The following is a 15840-nucleotide window of genomic DNA, read 5'->3' on the forward strand; positions in this document are numbered from 1 at the left end:
ACGTTCGGGCCATTCATTTCTTTAAGCTGAATCTCACGCATAGCCAAACCTTATCTTTCCCGCTACAGTTACTTTTCCACGGCGAAAGGAGATAAACATGCTTTATATCTTTGACTTAGGAAATGTAATCGTCGATATCGATTTTAATCGGGTGCTGGGCGCATGGAGCGATTTTAGCCGTGTACCGCTGGCGACGTTAAAGCAGAATTTTAAGATGGGAGAAACCTTCCACCAGCACGAACGCGGTGAAATCAGCGATGAAGAATTCGCAGAGCGCTTCTGCCATGAAATGGATCTGCCGTTAAGCTATGAGCAGTTTTCTCATGGCTGGCAGGCAGTCTTTGTCGCGATCCGCCCGGAAGTCACCGACATCATGCATAAACTGCGCGAGCAGGGGCATCGCGTGGTGGTGCTGTCAAATACCAACCGCCTGCATACCACGTTTTGGCCGGATGAATACCCGGAGATCCACGCGGCAGCGGATAAAATCTATCTCTCCCAGGAGATGGGCATGCGCAAGCCTGAAGCGCGTATTTATCAGGCGGTTCTGCAGGAAGAAGGATTCTCCGCGGCTGATGCGGTCTTTTTCGACGACAACGCCGATAATATAGAGGGAGCTAACCAGTTAGGTATCACGTCAATTCTGGTGACCGGAAAAGAGACGATACCGAACTATTTTGCGAAGCAGTTATGCTAAAAACCGTTCATCAAAAAGCCACGCACCATACCCGGCCGCTTCGGGCATGGCTGAAGCTGCTCTGGCACCGCATTGATGAGGACAACATGACGACGCTGGCGGGGAATCTCGCCTATGTGTCGTTGCTCTCATTGGTGCCGCTGGTGGCGGTCATCTTTGCCCTGTTTTCCGCGTTTCCGATGTTTGCAGATGTCAGCCTGCAGCTTCGCCATTTTGTTTTTGCAAACTTCATTCCGGCCACCGGCGACGTCATACAGAACTATATTGAGCAGTTTGTCGCCAACTCCAGCAAGATGACGGCGGTGGGCGCCTGCGGCCTCATCGTCACGGCGCTGCTTTTGATGTATTCCATCGACAGTGCCCTCAACACCATCTGGCGAAGCAAAAAAATCCGTCCAAAGGTTTACTCCTTTGCCGTGTACTGGATGATTTTGACCCTCGGTCCGCTGCTGGCGGGGGCGAGCCTGGCGATCAGTTCCTATCTTCTTTCTCTGCGCTGGGCGAGTGACTTAAACAGCGTGATTGATAACGTTCTGCGCATCTTCCCGCTCATTTTATCGTGGCTCTCGTTCTGGCTGCTTTACAGCGTGGTACCGACGACGCGCGTACCTAACCGTGATGCCATCGTTGGGGCGCTGGTCGCAGCCGTGCTCTTCGAACTGGGCAAGAAAGGTTTCGCGCTTTACATCACCATGTTCCCGTCTTATCAGCTGATTTACGGCGTGCTGGCGGTGATCCCCATTTTGTTTGTCTGGGTCTATTGGACCTGGTGTATCGTCTTGCTTGGTGCTGAAATAACTGTCACTCTCGGAATATACCGCGAACTTAAAAAAGCAGCAGAAGCTGAAAAACAACAAGAAGCAGACCAACCATGATTGCATTGATACAGCGCGTAACCCGTGCCAGCGTCACCGTGGAGGATGAGGTGACGGGTGAAATCGGCCCAGGACTTTTAGTGTTGTTAGGTGTCGAAAAGGATGATGACGAACAAAAAGCCAACCGCCTGTGCGAGCGCGTGCTGGGCTACCGCATCTTTAGCGATGCGGAAGGCAAGATGAACCTCAACGTCCAGCAGGCGGGTGGAAGCGTGCTGGTGGTTTCCCAGTTTACGTTGGCCGCAGATACCGAACGTGGCATGCGGCCTGGTTTTTCTAAAGGTGCTGCGCCAGAACGCGCAGAAGCCCTTTACGAGTACTTTGTTGAGCGCTGCCGTCAGCAGAAAATGAATACGCAAACCGGACGATTCGCTGCAGATATGCAGGTATCGCTGGTGAACGATGGCCCCGTCACATTCTGGCTCCAGGTATGAGCCAACTGGCGGCGTGGCCGCGGGTAACCAGAGAGAGTACAGCTATGTATCACCTTCGAGTACCGCAAACGGAAGAAGAGTTAGAGGTCTACTACCATTTCCGCTGGGAAATGCTGCGCAAACCCTTACATCAACCTAAAGGGTCTGAACGCGACGCCTGGGATGCGATGGCGCACCATCAAATGGTGGTGGATGAAGAGGGTAACCTCGTCGCCGTTGGGCGACTGTATATCAATGCCGACAATGAAGCCTCCATTCGCTTTATGGCGGTTCACCCGTCAGTGCAGGATAAAGGGCTCGGTACCCTGATGGCGATGACGCTGGAGTCCGTCGCCCGTCAGGAAGGCGTTAAGCGCGTCACCTGTAGCGCCCGTGAAGACGCCGTCGAGTTCTTTGCCAAGCTCGGTTTTGTTAACCAGGGCGAAATTACTGCCCCGCAGACCACGCCGATTCGCCACTTTTTGATGATCAAACCCATCGCCACGCTGGATGACATTCTGCATCGTGCGGACTGGTGCGGTCAGCTGCAGCAGGCGTGGTATGAGCACATTCCGCTCAGTGAAAAAATGGGTGTTCGTATTCAGCAGTACACAGGGCAGAAATTCATTACCACCATGCCGGAGATCGGCAACCAAAACCCGCACCATACCCTTTTTGCAGGTAGTCTCTTCTCGCTGGCGACCCTTACCGGCTGGGGGCTCATCTGGCTAATGCTGCGCGAGCGTCATCTGGGCGGCACCATTATTCTTGCTGATGCACATATTCGCTACAGCGCCCCTATCAGCGGCAAGCCGAGCGCGGTGGCCGATCTCGGTGCGCTGGGTGGCGATCTTGACCGTCTGGCGCGAGGCCGCAAAGCGCGCGTACAGATGCAGGTTGAGCTGTTTGGCGATGAAACGGCGGGCGCGGTGTTTGAGGGAACGTATATCGTCCTTCCTGCGAAGCCCTACGGCGCGTATGAAGAGGGTGGGAACGAGGAGGAGTAACGGTCATCTGGAAAGCGGCTCGCAAATACACAACGTAGCAGGAAGTACCATTCGCTTTATTCAGCGTATCCCTTTAACGTAATTAGCCAGGGGTACGTCATTGACGTACATTGAGCATTTGTTACTATAAGCCAATGGCGTATGATTAATGCTATTCATTGAAACGGATATTTTCACAGAAGACGTCAAAACGTTACTGGATGACGACGAATATCATAGGTTCCAGATATTCCTGGCTACGCAACCGGAGTACGGCGATCTTATCCAAAATACGGGAGGCCTGCGAAAGATTCGCTGGCTTGCTGGCGGTAAGGGGAAGCGTGGTGGAGTCAGAGTCATCTATTTTCATCGTACGCGTGAGTTTGAAATCAGGTTGCTGCTCATCTATCGCAAAGGGATCAAAGATGACCTCTCCGCGAGTGAGAAAGCCATTCTGAAAAAGATGATTGAGAGGTGGTAAATGGATAAGGCGCTGTTTGAGCGGTTAACCCAAAGCATGGCGCAAATGAACGAAATTGCCGAGGGCAAACGTGAGCCATCGCGCACCTTTCAAATCGATGCGATGAAAATTAAAGAAATCCGTCAGGCATCCGGTCTCTCACAGAGTAAATTCGCGAATCTCATCTCTGTCAGTGTTGATACGTTGCGTAACTGGGAACAGGGCAGACGTTCGCCTACAGGCCCGGCTAAAGCGCTGCTGCGGGCTATTGCCAACGATCCTCAGCATGTTATCCCTGCACTTTCGCAGTAATTAGCCCGGTAGCAAAGAGGCTGACCGGGCTAAATGGGGAGATTACTCCCCCTCACCCGGGAACAGGAACGGGTTGATCGAGCTACGGGCAAAGCCCTCCTGCTCCATCTTCGCGTCCAGAATCAGCGAGGCGAGATCGTCGGCCACCGCTTCGACTTTCGGGTCTTTTTCCTGATACAGAATCTTCAGGTAGGTTCCGCAGTCGCCGCAGCTTTCCGCTTTCACTGCCGCTTCTTCATTTTCCAGCGACCAGTAGTTCAGATCGCGGGTCTGCTCGCAGTTACTGCACTTGATGCGCACCACGTGCCACTCGGTTTCACACAGGTTGCAGTGCAGGTAGCGCAGCCCCTGCGTGGTGCCGATTTGCACCATGCTGGAGACCGGCATTGAGCCGCAGACCGGGCAGAACTGACGCGCTTCACCGTATTCGGCGCGGGCTTTGCCCGGGATCAGGCTTGCCATTTGCGCCCAGTAGAGCGACAGCGCGGCCCAGATAAACGGCGCTTTATCACTGCTGACCAAAGAGAAGTCAGAGGCAAACAGCGCGCTCGCCATCTCTTCCAGCTCCAGGTCAGAGGCTTTTTCCAGATTCTCGATAACCGCCAGCGCGGTACCGCTCATCTCCGGCTTCAGCTCGGCAATCAGCGAATGCAGCAGCTTTTGCCAGTGCTTGTCGCGCGGGAGGACGTGAATGTCCAGCGGCGGCTTGCCCTGCGCGTTGGCTTCTTTGATGCGCGCGGTCAGATCCATTTGCAGCGGGTGGTCGTACAGCACCACTTCCTGCGCGTGGGCAACCAGCGCGGCAAAGCGCAGAAAATCGCCCAGCGGGTTGTTCTCTGCCAGCTCGCGCAGACGCTCTGCGCGGCGGTTGTAGAGGTTCTTGAGTCTGGGGAATAACAACGGCGGAATATAATCCGCCGTGCGTTTCTCGCTCGACCCCAGCTCATCTTGCGGGATTATGCGAATACTCATTCAGATGACTTTTCCTGTTTCTGGCGGACTTCACGGTACCAGCGCGGGTGATGTTTCTTCGCCCACGTACTGGTTACCCATCCTTCCACCATCGCGGTAATGGTGCCTTTCACCCAAAGGGCGGCGTAGATATGCACCATGATAACCACAATTAACGCCACTGCGGCAAATGAATGCAGCATCAGCGCGAATCGGATCACCGGGATTGAGAAAGCAGGCGCAAAGTACGGACGCCAGATGATCACGCCGCTCACCAGCAACAGGACCAGGAAGATAATCGCCGCCCAGAATACGCATTTCTGGCCGAAGTTATAACGCCCGGTATCACCTACTTCCTCGTTGACGACGATCTTACGAATATTCTTCGCCCAAAAGATATCATCCCGATTGATTAGGTTATGGTGCCAGTAGCGGAAAAACATGATGATAAACGAGGCAAACATCACCACACCCACAAACGGGTGAAGGATGCGCGCCAGCTGCGGCGTGCCCAGTACCTGCATCAGCCAGTTGAAGGACGGGAAGAAGAACCCCAGCCCGCTTATCGCCGCCAGCATGAAGCAGAAGGCGGTGACCCAGTGGTTGATGCGTTCCGGCGCGGTGTAGCGCACGATGGTGTCACGTTTTCTCATTTGCGCACCTCGTCTTTCTCTTCATGCAGGTTGTCGTCTTCCTCTTCCGCACGGTTCGGACCAACGCCGACGTAGTGGAAGATGCTCGCTGCGAAGGTGGCAGCAAAACCGACCGCTGCCAGCGGTTTCCAGATGCCTTTCCAGAACTTCACGGTGGCGCTGATTTCCGGGTTCTCCGGCAGGCCGTGATACAGGTTCGGCTTGTCGGCGTGGTGCAGCACGTACATCACGTGCGTACCGCCAACCCCGGCCGGATCGTACAGGCCCGCGTTGTCGTAACCACGGGTTTTCAGCTCGCCCACGCGCTCTGCCGCCAGCGTTTTCATATCCTCTTTGGAGCCAAAGTGGATAGCGCCGGTTGGGCAGGTCTTCACGCACGCTGGCTCCTGGCCGACGGTGACGCGGTCAACGCACAGCGTGCATTTGTAGACGCGGTTGTCTTCCGGGTTCAGGCGCGGTACGTCGAACGGACAGCCCGCGATGCAGTAGCCGCAGCCGATGCACTGTTCGGACTGGAAGTCGACGATGCCGTTAGCATACTGAATGATAGCCCCTTCTGACGGACATGCCTTCAGGCAGCCCGGATCCGCACAGTGCATACAGCCGTCTTTGCGGATAAGCCATTCCAGCTTGTCGTTCTGCTCCACTTCCGAGAAACGCATCACCGTCCAGGACTTGGCGGTCAGGTCCGCCGGGTTGTCGTACACCCCGACGTTGTGACCCACTTCGTCACGCAGATCGTTCCACTCCGAGCACGCCACCTGACAGGCTTTACAGCCGATACAGGTGGTCACGTCGATAAGCTTCGCCACTTCCTGCTGGTGGTCCCGCGCCTGAGGCGCGGGCGTGAAACTGTTTGTCGCGGAACGACGGATAATGTCTTGAGATTGATAAGCCATAAGTCGTCTCCGTTACACCTTTTCCACGTTCACGAGGAAGGCCTTAAACTCCGGCGTCTGCGTGTTCGCATCGCCGACGAACGGCGTCAGGGTGTTCGCAATGAACCCTTTCTTCGCCACGCCCTCATAACCCCAGTGGATCGGGATACCGATGGTGTCCACCTGCTGTCCGTGAACGTTCAGCGTGCGAATACGCTTGGTCACCACCGCCTTGGCTTTGATATAGCCGCGGTTAGAGGAGACCTTCACGGTATCGCCATGGGCGATGCCGAGCTTGCCCGCCAGCTTCTCGCCGATCTCCACAAACTGTTCCGGCTGCGCGATGGCGTTAAGCAGCGCGTGCTTGGTCCAGTAGTGGAAGTGCTCGGTCAGACGGTAGGTGGTGCCCACGTACGGGAACTTGTCCTTTTTACCCAGCGCGTCGAAATCGCCCTTAAAGATACGGGCTGCCGGGTTAGAGACCACGTTCGGGTGCAGCGGGTTGGTGCCCAGCGGCGTCTCAAACGGCTCGTAGTGTTCGGGGAACGGACCTTCCGCCATCTTATCGATAGCAAACAGGCGTCCCATCCCTTCTGGCTGCATGATAAACGGCCCAACGTCACTGCCTGGTGCGGCAGTGCTGTAGTCCGGAATATCCACGCCGCCCCACTTCGCGCCGTCCCACTTCAGAAGCTGACGCTTCGGATCCCACGGGTTGCCCTGCGGGTCAGCGGATGCGCGGTTATAGAGGATGCGGCGGTTGAGCGGCCATGCCCATGCCCAGCCCAGCGTATTGCCGAGGCCCGACGGGTCGGCGTTATCGCGGTTAGCCATCTGGTTGCCTTTCGGCGTCCAGCTACCGGCAAAGATCCAACAGCCGCTGGAGGTAGTGCCGTCATCGCGCAGGTGTGCGAAGGTGCTGAGCTGATCGCCTTTCTTCGCCAGCACGGTACCGGTGGCAGGGTCGATAACGTCCGCCAGCGCCTTACCGTTGCTCTCCATCGCCACTTCTTCTGGGGCTGGGTTTTCCGGCGTCGAGTAGTTCCAGCTCATGTTCAGCACCGGTTCCGGGTTCGCGCCGCCTTCTGCCGCATACATCTTACGCAGGCGTAAGAAGATACCGGCCAGGATCTCGCCGTCGTTCATGGCGATGCCCGGGGCGTCCGCGCCTTTCCAGTGCCACTGCAGCCAGCGTCCGGAGTTGACGATAGAACCGTTCTCTTCCGCGAAGCAGGTCGACGGCAGACGGAACACTTCGGTCTGAATCTTCGATGGATCGACGTCGTTCGATTCACCGTGGTTCTGCCAGAAGGTCGAGGTCTCGGTATTGAGCGGGTCAATCGTCACCAGGAACTTCAGCTTCGACAGAGACTCAACAACCTTGTTCTTGTTCGGGAACGAGGCAACCGGGTTAAAGCCCTGGCAGATATAGCCGTTGACCTGGCCCTGGTGCATCATCTCGAAGTACTGGAGGACGTCGTAACCTTTGTCCCACTTCGGCAGCCAGTCAAAACCCCAGCTGTTTTCCGCCGTCGCCTTGTCGCCGTAGAAGGCTTTCATCAGCGAGACGAAGAACTTCGGATAATTGCCCCAGTAGTTCACCTGGCCTTCGAGCAGCGGTTTTGGCGTGCTGGCCGTTAGGTAGGTTTGCAGGTCAGGCTGTTTCTCGCTTGGCAGGTTCATGTAACCCGTCAGGCTTTGAGACAGCAGGCCGAGGTCGGTCAGACCCTGAATGTTAGAGTGGCCGCGCAGGGCATTCACGCCGCCGCCTGCCATCCCCATGTTGCCGAGCAAGAGCTGAACCATCGCCATGGTACGGATGTTCTGTGCACCGATGGAGTGCTGCGTCCAGCCAAGTGCATACAGGAACGACGCGGTTTTGTCTTTCGCGCTGGTTTCGGCGATAAGCTCGCACACCTTCAGGAAGTCCGCCTTCGGCGTACCGCAGATGTTTTCGACAACTTCCGGCGTGTAGCGGGAAACGTGTTCTTTCAGCAGGTTCCACACGCAGCGCGGGTGTTGCAGGGTGGTGTCGCGCTTCGCAAAGCCTTTCTCGTCCAGCTCGTAGTTCCAGCTGGTTTTGTCGTATTTGCGTTTCTCGGCATCGTAACCGCTGAACAGGCCATCTTCGAAGTGGTAATCCTCACGCACGATCAGGCTGGCGTTGGTATAGGCTTCGGTGTATTCGCGGTTATATTTTTCGTTGGTCATCAGGTACAGCAATACGCCTGACAGGAAAGTGATGTCAGTACCTGAACGAATAGGGGTGTAGAAATCCGCCACTGACGCAGTACGCGTAAAGCGGGGATCGATCACAATCAGTTTCGCACCGTTGTGGATTTTGGCTTCCATCGCCCAGCGGAACCCGACAGGGTGCGCTTCAGCGGCGTTACCGCCCATCACCACAATGAGGTTGGCGTTCTTGATGTCGACCCAGTGGTTGGTCATCGCACCGCGACCAAATGTTGGAGCAAGACTTGCTACCGTTGGTCCGTGTCAGACACGCGCCTGGTTGTCGACCGCGAGCATACCGAGTGCGCGCGTAAATTTCTGGGTTAAATAACCGGTTTCGTTGCTGGAAGCAGAGGCACACAGCATCCCGGTGGAAAGCCAGCGGTTGACCGTGACGCCGTCGGCGTTCTTCTCGACAAAGTTGGCATCGCGGTCTTCTTTAATATGTTTTGCGATGCGGTCGAACGCCTCTTCCCAGCTGATTTGCTGCCACTTGTCTGAGCCTGGCGCGCGGTATTCCGGGAATTTCAGGCGGCTTTCGGAGTGGATAAAGTCCACCAGACCAGCCCCTTTCGGGCACAACGCTCCACGGTTGACCGGATGGTCCGGGTCGCCTTCGATGTGGAAGATAGACGCTTTGGCATTTTTTGCACCGTCGCCGAGGCTATACATCAACAGCCCACAGCCGACGGAGCAGTACGTACAGGTATTACGGGTTTCACGGGTCCGCAGCAGTTTATACTGCCGCGTTTCCGCCAGCGCTACGCCGGGCGCGAAGCCCAGTGCCGCTGCCGTTGTGCCTGCCATACCGCCAGCGCAGATCTTAAAGAACTGCCTTCTGCTGACCTGCATGGGTCACTCCTTGTTTCGACATTGCTTACATATGTAGTTTTAACTTCGCGGTTGAGAATTGACCGCAAAGGAGAAAAATTTGCGTTAATCCCTCAATTCCACGAGGGATATCATCAGAATACCACAATGTCGGTACGACTGTTCCAATGGCGTTAAAACAAAGTGAACGTATTATCACCCTGTTGACTATAAAGTGTGATATTAATCACATTATTAACCCCGCATGTTAAAGGGGTGTAGCATGCGTTTTGTTGCACCTCTCACAAGTGAGTAGGTAAACTTGATGCTGAAAAGTTGATCCATACTATGCGTAAGCCCTGTTGTTTGTGATGCAATAGCAGGCTCACCTCCGTGGTTGTTCAGGAATACCGTCGTGTCTAAACAAAACCGTGTTACCCACCCGTCACCCCTGCCTGCGGGCGTTGTGGAACGGGTGGTACACAGACCGCCCCACATTACCCATGCCACGCCCGATTTTCTGGCGGAAGAGGTGCCCGTTGCGCTCGTTTACAACGGTATCTCGCACGTGGTGATGATGGCTTCGCCGAAAGATCTTGAGCTGTTCGCCATCGGTTTTTCCCTCTCGGAAGGCATCATCGACCATCCGCAGGAGATCTACGGCATGGACGTGGTGAAGGCGTGTAACGGCCTTGAAGTGCAAATCGAGCTTTCCAGCCGCCGCTTTATGGGGTTAAAAGAGCGTCGACGCGCGCTGGCCGGACGCACCGGCTGCGGCGTGTGTGGTGTTGAGCAGCTCAACGATATCGGCAAGCCCGTTACGCCACTGCCGTTTACCCAGACGTTTAACCTCGCCAACCTCGATAAGGCACTGGAACACCTCAACGATGTACAGCCCATCGGTCAGCTGAGCGGCTGTACGCACGCGGCGGCGTGGGTTCTGCCATCGGGCGACATTATCGGTGGTCACGAAGACGTGGGCCGCCACGTGGCGCTGGATAAGTTGCTCGGTCGCCGCGCGCGTGAAAGTGACGTCTGGCAGCAGGGGGCAGCGCTCGTTTCCAGCCGCGCCAGCTACGAGATGGTGCAGAAAGCCGCCATGTGCGGCGTGGAAATTCTGTTTGCGGTCTCAGCGGCAACGACGCTGGCGGTGGAAGTGGCAGAGCGCTGCAACCTGACGCTGGTGGGGTTCTGCAAGCCTGGAAGGGCGACGATTTACACGCACTCACAGCGACTAATTGTTGATCAGTAATTTTGAAAGAGAATAGCAAATCCTTCCGCTTTTAGTTGATCGGGATGAGGTCTAGTATTTATCTCATCAAGGCACGGTGCCTTACCTAAACAACTTAATGAAAGGGTTTATCTCATGAAAAGCATCAAAACTTTTGTCGCTGTAATCGCTCTGGCTGCTTCTTTCGGTTCTTTCGCTGCGCAGACAGTAACCGCTTCCGCCTCTACGCTGGACGGTGCAGAAGCAAAAATTGCTGCACAGGCTCAGGAAGCAGGTGCATCATCGTACAAAATTACCCAGGCATTCACCGGTAACCGCGTACACATGACCGCTGAACTGAATAAATAGGTCTTGTAGCCACTGTCCCTTGCTCTTCGGAGCAGGGACAGGTTGTTCTTCTGCTCCCTTCTGATTTCTCCTCCCTGCCAAAACAGTCATATCCTCCTGGATAATCCTGATTAACAAAATAAATAAAAGTAAAAATCCTGTTTCTGATGTAACTTTTGTTTAAAAAACAATAATCTTATAAATAAGTCAAATGAATGGTCTGGCCAGTTGATTTCATATATTCCTTTAGTGAATGATTTTGGTGGCTGCAATCTTTATTTTGAAGGTTTACATATATAATAATTATTATTGATCTTGAGATTTAAGGAATTCCTCAGGCGCTAATCCTAAAAGATTTTTGGGCTATTGATCTGAACTATCTGTAATGCTATTTTCCAAAATAATGCTTTGTAGCACTCCCTCAGGCCAAATATTAATTATTTGGCATATTTTGTATTTCACTTTTATAAGGAAATTAAATGAACGCGATGTTCAAAAAAGGAATGCTGGCGTCCGCGCTGGCTGTCGTGGCGTCCTCTGCTATGGCCGCTTCAAGTGTTGATATTCAGGTGACCGGTAAAATCGTTCCCGCTTCCTGTACGCCTGCATTTATTAGCGGTGGTGGTATTGCTGATTATGGCACGATAAGTGTGTCTTCACTGAATTCCACGTCGGCTACACCTTTGGCAGATGTGAAAATTATTCCTATTTCTATTACCTGCGAAGAGCCCACGCGCATTGCAGTAACGTTTAATGATGCCCATGCGGACTCAGGACCAACTCAAGTTTTGCCGACCAATTTTATTGATACGGAATTTGGCAGAGAGGCGTACCAAACCGCAGGGCTGGGTATGTACAATGGTAAGAAAATTGGTGCCTATTCATTAGCGATTCAGATGACGAAAGGCGCTGTCACGAACGACGCTGGCGATGAACTGTATCCTACCGCATCGCGCGATAACGGAACAACGTGGGCAACCACAGGCGGAGAGCGCTATTTAAAAGTTAGCACAGACAAAAGCGAATTATATTCCTTCAGTGACACCTTGGGCGGCACGCCTGTCGCACAAACCAACGTTAACTTTAACGTAGGTGTCGCCGCGATGATTAACCCAACTAACGATTTAAATATCACGGATGAAGCCACGCTTGACGGCTTAACCAACGTTGAGTTGGTTTATCTGTAATCGCTCCTCACGCATTTTGAAATACCTGACACCTCACTCCGGTGGGGTGTCATTTATCGATATTAATGGACTAATATTATGCTGCTTTTCAAGAGAACGCTGATCTGTGCCTGCCTGCTGGCCTCATTCAACGGTATGGCTGCCGGGATGGTGCCGGATACCTCGCTGCTTATTGTCAATGAAGACAAGCAGGGAGCCAGCATGGATGTCAAAAACACCGATGCTGAAGCACAGCTGCTGTACACCAAAATTATAGATCTCCCGGATGACCCAAAACCTGGCCTGATTGCCACGCAGCCGGTTGTGCGAGTAGATGCGGGTAAAACCCAGCGCGTACGCTTTGTCCTGAAAAGCAGCGCTGAGCCGCTGAAGGTGGAACATTTCAAGCGCGTTATTTTTACCGCCATCCCGCAGCGTGAAAAAAACAAAGTTAAAGTGGTGTTTAGCCAAAATCTTCCCGTCATTATTCACCCGGCAGGTCTGGCGGTAAATATTGAGCCCTGGAAGGCCCTCACCTGGCAGATTAACAATGGCAACGTGACGGTGGAGAACACTACGCCTTATGTGGTCCGCATGGAGCAAAAGGTAAAATTAATGGCGTCGGGTACGGTCGCGAAATTGAATAAGACTTATATTCTTCCTGGCGAAAAAATGACGGCCAGCGCGTCAGCCAAAATATCAGCATCCGAAAAACAAATCGAAATCTATCCGGCAACGCGCTATGGCTATAAGGCAAGTAGTTATATTGCCGACCTTAAGCAATAAAATCACTTAACGGTACATGGAGTAGTTATGTTAAACGGTTCCTGTAAAAAGGGAATGCTCGTGTTTTGCCTTAGCGCGTTGGCATTTAATATTCGGGCTGAAATCTCCTCTACGGCAAATGAATCAATGGAGCTGGCGCGAGCCATATTTGATGGTGATGCGTTAAAAAATAACGGGCTTGATCCGGCCATTGCGGATTACTATTCCCTTGCTCCCCGTTTTACCCCTGGCTACCATAATGTGACGGTTAATATTAACGGTAAGCCGCGCAATATTATGCCGGTGAAATTTGATGAAGAAGGAACGCCCTGTATTGATAAAGAGTTTCTGGAAAACGCGGGTCTGATTAAACAGATTAAAAGAGGGGCCTGCCCGAAGATTCATCAATACTGGTCCGGGTCAACGATTCAGACATCACCAGATATTGAAGAAATATCGGTGGTCGTTCCGCCGGAAGCGGTAGACCCTGATTACGGCCGCCAGTTCGCAGAGGTAAGCGGCGGACGTGCAGCCATGCTGAATTACTCCATGTTCGGCACCCATAATCAATATGATGGTGACAACGCCGACCGTTTCCAGTCGACCTTTGAAATGGGCTTTAACGCCGGCGACTGGATTGTACGCAGCACGCAGTTTATTAGCGACGGCAGCGATCAGGGTTTTGACGTCGAGTCTCTCTACACCTATGCCCAACGTACCTTTACCGATTACGGCGTCATGGTGCAGGGCGGTCAGATTAACGTCGCCAACAGCCGCTTCAGTATCCCGAGTATTTACGGGGTCCAGATGATGCCGGATACCGCACTCGCTTCCCAGACGGGTACAGGTGTCGAAGTCAGCGGTATTGCCCGTAATCCGCAGGCGCGCGTCGATATCCGCCAGGGCGGACAGCTCATCTACTCCACGTTGGTTCCCGCCGGGCCGTTTAACTTAGATGATGTGCCGCTGGCTAATCTTAATACCGACCTTAACGTAACCGTCACTGAGACTGACGGCAGCGAAAACCGGTTCACCGTCTCGGCAAGTACGTTCCGCAGTAATCATGTGGGGCGCGCACCGGGCTTTACGCTGGCTGCGGGTCGTGTGGAAGATATGGATTCGCGGTTCGAAAACCCGTGGGTAGTTTCAGCCAACAACGGCTGGTCTCTCAACAAGCGGATGAATTTCCTCGCCGGCATGGTCATGGCGGATAACCACTATTACGGCTTCTCCGGCAACCTGGATACCGTGCCCATGCAGAACCTGTATGCCTCGCTGGGTTTTCTGGCGTCAATCGACAACCAGACGCAAACCGACGGCAACAAAACGACGCTGGATTTAGGGTATGCCCTGCCATGGGGCATTGGACTTTCACTGGGCGGCAGCTACGGCACCCCTGATTATCGCGAGATGACGGAACTCTACGGTGACGATGACGATATGTCGCAAACCAAATACGACTCTACCGTCGGCATCAACTGGTCAAACGCGACGCTCGGCCGCTTCTCTCTAAGCTATTACCGCAATGAGAGCTGGAACAGCGAATACGACAGCCGCCGGTTTATCTCGTCGTGGTCACAAACCTTTAAATACTTCAACGTGAGCGTGAACTGGGAGTCGGATGTCAGCCGAAACGACAGTAGCGATAACGACCAGTTTTACGTCAACGTGTCGATCCCGCTGGGGCGGTCCGGGGTGACGACCAGCTCCTGGTATCGCGAGAGTGAAGGTAAGAGCTCCTACGGCACGCGGGCGATGGGCTCGCTCAACGCTGAGAACCAGTACATGGTTGGGGTCACTCAGGACCAGGATGAAAACACCACCAGTTGGGATAGTTCGTTGAACAGTAATCTGCATTACACCAACCTGGCGTTGGCCGCAGGGGGAGATAACGACAACAATACCAACTACTCTGCATCGTTAAGCGGTGGCATTGTCGCCCACAGCGACGGGGTGACCTTCTCGCCTTACCGCGTTAGCGATACCTATGCCATTGCCAGACTGGATAAACCGGTGGCCGGTATCGAGATTGACACCACGCGCGGCGCGGTATGGACGGACAAATGGGGCCGGGCAATTATTCCTGCGCTGACGCCGTTCCGTGAAAGCTCGATTGAGATCAACACGGAAAGTCTGCCAGGCAATCTGGACGTGAGAAACGGTCGAACGGCGATCAAAGCGTCTCACGGCGCCGTGGCGAAGTGGGAGTTTGCGACGTTAAGCCAGCGCCGCGTGCTGCTCAATATTCAACGTGCGGACGGCACGCCGCTGCCGGAAGGGGTCTCGATTGTAGACGCCGCAGGGGAGTATGTGACGAGCGCACCCGAAGATGGCGTGATCTTCCTGAACGATATCTCCGCCAGCCAGCAGCTGTATGCGAAGCTGGATGAAGGGCGTTGCAAGCTGACGTATACCCTGCCAGAGGCGGAACCAAATAAATTCTATGAAGAGGTGACAGGGAAATGTCTCTGAACAACGTTCGTCAATACGCGCTGATGCTTGTGTTGCTCTGCGGCGCATCGGGCCTTCCGGGGATGGCGAAGGCCGCTGAGGAAGACTGTGACATGATGTCGGCTGTGAAGAAAGTCGATTACGGGCGCTACCGTAAGGAGGATATGCGGAAGGCCTCCACTGAGCATGTGGGTAAGGTCTATAACGGTTATGCCTCGGTCACGCGCGAGTTTCAGGTTTCCGTCCTGTGCCCCGATGCGCGCAAAATGCGCATTTCCGTTGACGGTGCTGCCCGACAGAACATGGCGTATCGCTTTACGGACAGCGGCGCAATGAAAATCGAATTCAGGAATGGGCGCGTTGACGGGAGTCCGGTGCAACTGGCTGCGGTCGATATTGGTGCGGTTGCCGTTCAGGGTGGCGCATCACAGGTTACGCTGAAGCCTGAAAAAGCCCTGGCTGCGGTTAACGGCACGGAAGTGGTGGGCGAGCAGTTTACCGCCACCATGATGATTACGACCTATCTTTCTGACGAAGCATTTGGTGTTACCAACACCACGGATTTTAACGAGATGCTTACTCTTAACCTCGATACACTTCCTGCGCGATAACCTCTATGATGCCCGACAGACC

The 15840-nt window shown here is 54.0% G+C and carries 16 protein-coding genes; 12 read left to right on the top strand and 4 right to left on the bottom strand.

The window, feature by feature from the left end:
* The first annotated feature begins 97 nt into the window (after positions 1-97).
* The 6 genes from yihX (at position 98) to nadS (ending at position 3743) form a co-directional block, all read left to right on the top strand.
* Entirely contained in the window at positions 98-697 is a 600-nt protein-coding gene (gene yihX, locus HV355_RS12615) for a glucose-1-phosphatase (protein ID WP_119938085.1), read from the top strand.
* Positions 691-1572, top strand: coding sequence for a virulence factor BrkB family protein (locus HV355_RS12620; RefSeq protein ID WP_010436837.1), 882 nt, complete (start codon positions 691-693; stop codon positions 1570-1572). The genes yihX and HV355_RS12620 overlap by 7 nt, the downstream gene beginning before the upstream one ends.
* Complete coding sequence (gene dtd, locus HV355_RS12625) at positions 1569-2006, top strand: D-aminoacyl-tRNA deacylase (RefSeq protein WP_182402092.1); 438 nt, start codon at positions 1569-1571, stop codon at positions 2004-2006. The genes HV355_RS12620 and dtd overlap by 4 nt, the downstream gene beginning before the upstream one ends.
* A 44-nt stretch (positions 2007-2050) precedes the next feature.
* A complete protein-coding gene (gene fabY, locus HV355_RS12630) occupies positions 2051-2992 on the top strand; it encodes a fatty acid biosynthesis protein FabY (RefSeq protein ID WP_010436842.1) in 942 nt (313 codons plus the stop codon).
* Positions 2993-3140: 148 nt separating this feature from the next.
* A complete protein-coding gene (locus tag HV355_RS12635) occupies positions 3141-3452 on the top strand; it encodes a type II toxin-antitoxin system RelE/ParE family toxin (protein WP_182402094.1) in 312 nt (103 codons plus the stop codon).
* Positions 3453-3743, top strand: a complete 291-nt coding sequence (gene nadS, locus HV355_RS12640; RefSeq protein WP_061096529.1) for a NadS family protein — start codon at positions 3453-3455, stop codon at positions 3741-3743.
* A gap of 42 nt (positions 3744-3785) precedes the next feature.
* Here the strand turns inward: nadS and fdhE are convergent, their stop codons facing one another.
* From fdhE to fdnG, 4 genes are read right to left on the bottom strand one after another with little or no spacing between them, the layout of a single operon-like run.
* Positions 3786-4715, bottom strand: coding sequence for a formate dehydrogenase accessory protein FdhE (gene fdhE / locus HV355_RS12645; RefSeq protein WP_010436850.1), 930 nt, complete (start codon positions 4713-4715; stop codon positions 3786-3788).
* Positions 4712-5347 (bottom strand): formate dehydrogenase cytochrome b556 subunit, encoded by a 636-nt coding sequence (gene fdoI / locus HV355_RS12650; protein ID WP_010436852.1) that lies wholly within the window; start codon positions 5345-5347, stop codon positions 4712-4714. Before fdoI ends, fdhE begins: the two co-directional genes overlap by 4 nt.
* Entirely contained in the window at positions 5344-6246 is a 903-nt protein-coding gene (gene fdxH / locus HV355_RS12655; protein ID WP_010436855.1) for a formate dehydrogenase subunit beta, read from the bottom strand. Before fdxH ends, fdoI begins: the two co-directional genes overlap by 4 nt.
* Positions 6247-6258: 12 nt before the next feature.
* On the bottom strand, positions 6259-9309 hold the full coding sequence (gene fdnG / locus HV355_RS12660) for a formate dehydrogenase-N subunit alpha (RefSeq protein WP_159077899.1): 3051 nt from the start codon (positions 9307-9309) through the stop codon (positions 6259-6261).
* Positions 9310-9682: 373 nt separating this feature from the next.
* Between fdnG and fdhD the strand changes: the two genes are divergently transcribed.
* The 6 genes from fdhD to HV355_RS12690 all read left to right on the top strand — a co-directional run bounded on the left by fdhD (position 9683) and on the right by HV355_RS12690 (position 15818).
* Positions 9683-10519 carry a formate dehydrogenase accessory sulfurtransferase FdhD gene (gene fdhD / locus HV355_RS12665; RefSeq protein ID WP_182402096.1) on the top strand — a complete coding sequence of 279 codons (837 nt, stop codon included), beginning with the start codon at positions 9683-9685 and terminating at the stop codon, positions 10517-10519.
* 114 nt (positions 10520-10633) lie between these two features.
* A complete protein-coding gene (locus HV355_RS12670; RefSeq protein WP_015569916.1) occupies positions 10634-10846 on the top strand; it encodes a DUF1471 domain-containing protein in 213 nt (70 codons plus the stop codon).
* Positions 10847-11304: 458 nt separating this feature from the next.
* Positions 11305-12012 carry a DUF1120 domain-containing protein gene (locus tag HV355_RS12675; RefSeq protein ID WP_182402098.1) on the top strand — a complete coding sequence of 236 codons (708 nt, stop codon included), beginning with the start codon at positions 11305-11307 and terminating at the stop codon, positions 12010-12012.
* 78 nt (positions 12013-12090) lie between these two features.
* Positions 12091-12777 (top strand): fimbria/pilus chaperone family protein, encoded by a 687-nt coding sequence (locus tag HV355_RS12680; RefSeq protein WP_182402100.1) that lies wholly within the window; start codon positions 12091-12093, stop codon positions 12775-12777.
* Positions 12778-12804: 27 nt separating this feature from the next.
* Complete coding sequence (locus tag HV355_RS12685; RefSeq protein WP_182402102.1) at positions 12805-15228, top strand: fimbrial biogenesis usher protein; 2424 nt, start codon at positions 12805-12807, stop codon at positions 15226-15228.
* On the top strand, positions 15219-15818 hold the full coding sequence (locus HV355_RS12690) for a hypothetical protein (protein ID WP_182402104.1): 600 nt from the start codon (positions 15219-15221) through the stop codon (positions 15816-15818). The genes HV355_RS12685 and HV355_RS12690 overlap by 10 nt, the downstream gene beginning before the upstream one ends.
* Positions 15819-15840: the final 22 nt, after the last annotated feature.

The organism is Enterobacter sp. RHBSTW-01064 (assembly GCF_014103035.1).
Taxonomy (GTDB): domain Bacteria; phylum Pseudomonadota; class Gammaproteobacteria; order Enterobacterales; family Enterobacteriaceae; genus Enterobacter; species Enterobacter mori.

Bases quoted from the DNA above. Each gene is read 5' to 3' on its own strand.
- yihX (WP_119938085.1), top strand. From the start codon at position 98: ATGCTTTATATCTTTGACTTAGGAAATGTAATCGTCGATATCGATTTT.
- HV355_RS12620 (WP_010436837.1), top strand. From the start codon at position 691: ATGCTAAAAACCGTTCATCAAAAAGCCACGCACCATACCCGGCCGCTT.
- dtd (WP_182402092.1), top strand. From the start codon at position 1,569: ATGATTGCATTGATACAGCGCGTAACCCGTGCCAGCGTCACCGTGGAG.
- fabY (WP_010436842.1), top strand. From the start codon at position 2,051: ATGTATCACCTTCGAGTACCGCAAACGGAAGAAGAGTTAGAGGTCTAC.
- HV355_RS12635 (WP_182402094.1), top strand. From the start codon at position 3,141: ATGCTATTCATTGAAACGGATATTTTCACAGAAGACGTCAAAACGTTA.
- nadS (WP_061096529.1), top strand. From the start codon at position 3,453: ATGGATAAGGCGCTGTTTGAGCGGTTAACCCAAAGCATGGCGCAAATG.
- fdhE (WP_010436850.1), bottom strand. From the start codon at position 4,715: ATGAGTATTCGCATAATCCCGCAAGATGAGCTGGGGTCGAGCGAGAAA.
- fdoI (WP_010436852.1), bottom strand. From the start codon at position 5,347: ATGAGAAAACGTGACACCATCGTGCGCTACACCGCGCCGGAACGCATC.
- fdxH (WP_010436855.1), bottom strand. From the start codon at position 6,246: ATGGCTTATCAATCTCAAGACATTATCCGTCGTTCCGCGACAAACAGT.
- HV355_RS12670 (WP_015569916.1), top strand. From the start codon at position 10,634: ATGAAAAGCATCAAAACTTTTGTCGCTGTAATCGCTCTGGCTGCTTCT.
- HV355_RS12675 (WP_182402098.1), top strand. From the start codon at position 11,305: ATGAACGCGATGTTCAAAAAAGGAATGCTGGCGTCCGCGCTGGCTGTC.
- HV355_RS12680 (WP_182402100.1), top strand. From the start codon at position 12,091: ATGCTGCTTTTCAAGAGAACGCTGATCTGTGCCTGCCTGCTGGCCTCA.
- HV355_RS12685 (WP_182402102.1), top strand. From the start codon at position 12,805: ATGTTAAACGGTTCCTGTAAAAAGGGAATGCTCGTGTTTTGCCTTAGC.
- HV355_RS12690 (WP_182402104.1), top strand. From the start codon at position 15,219: ATGTCTCTGAACAACGTTCGTCAATACGCGCTGATGCTTGTGTTGCTC.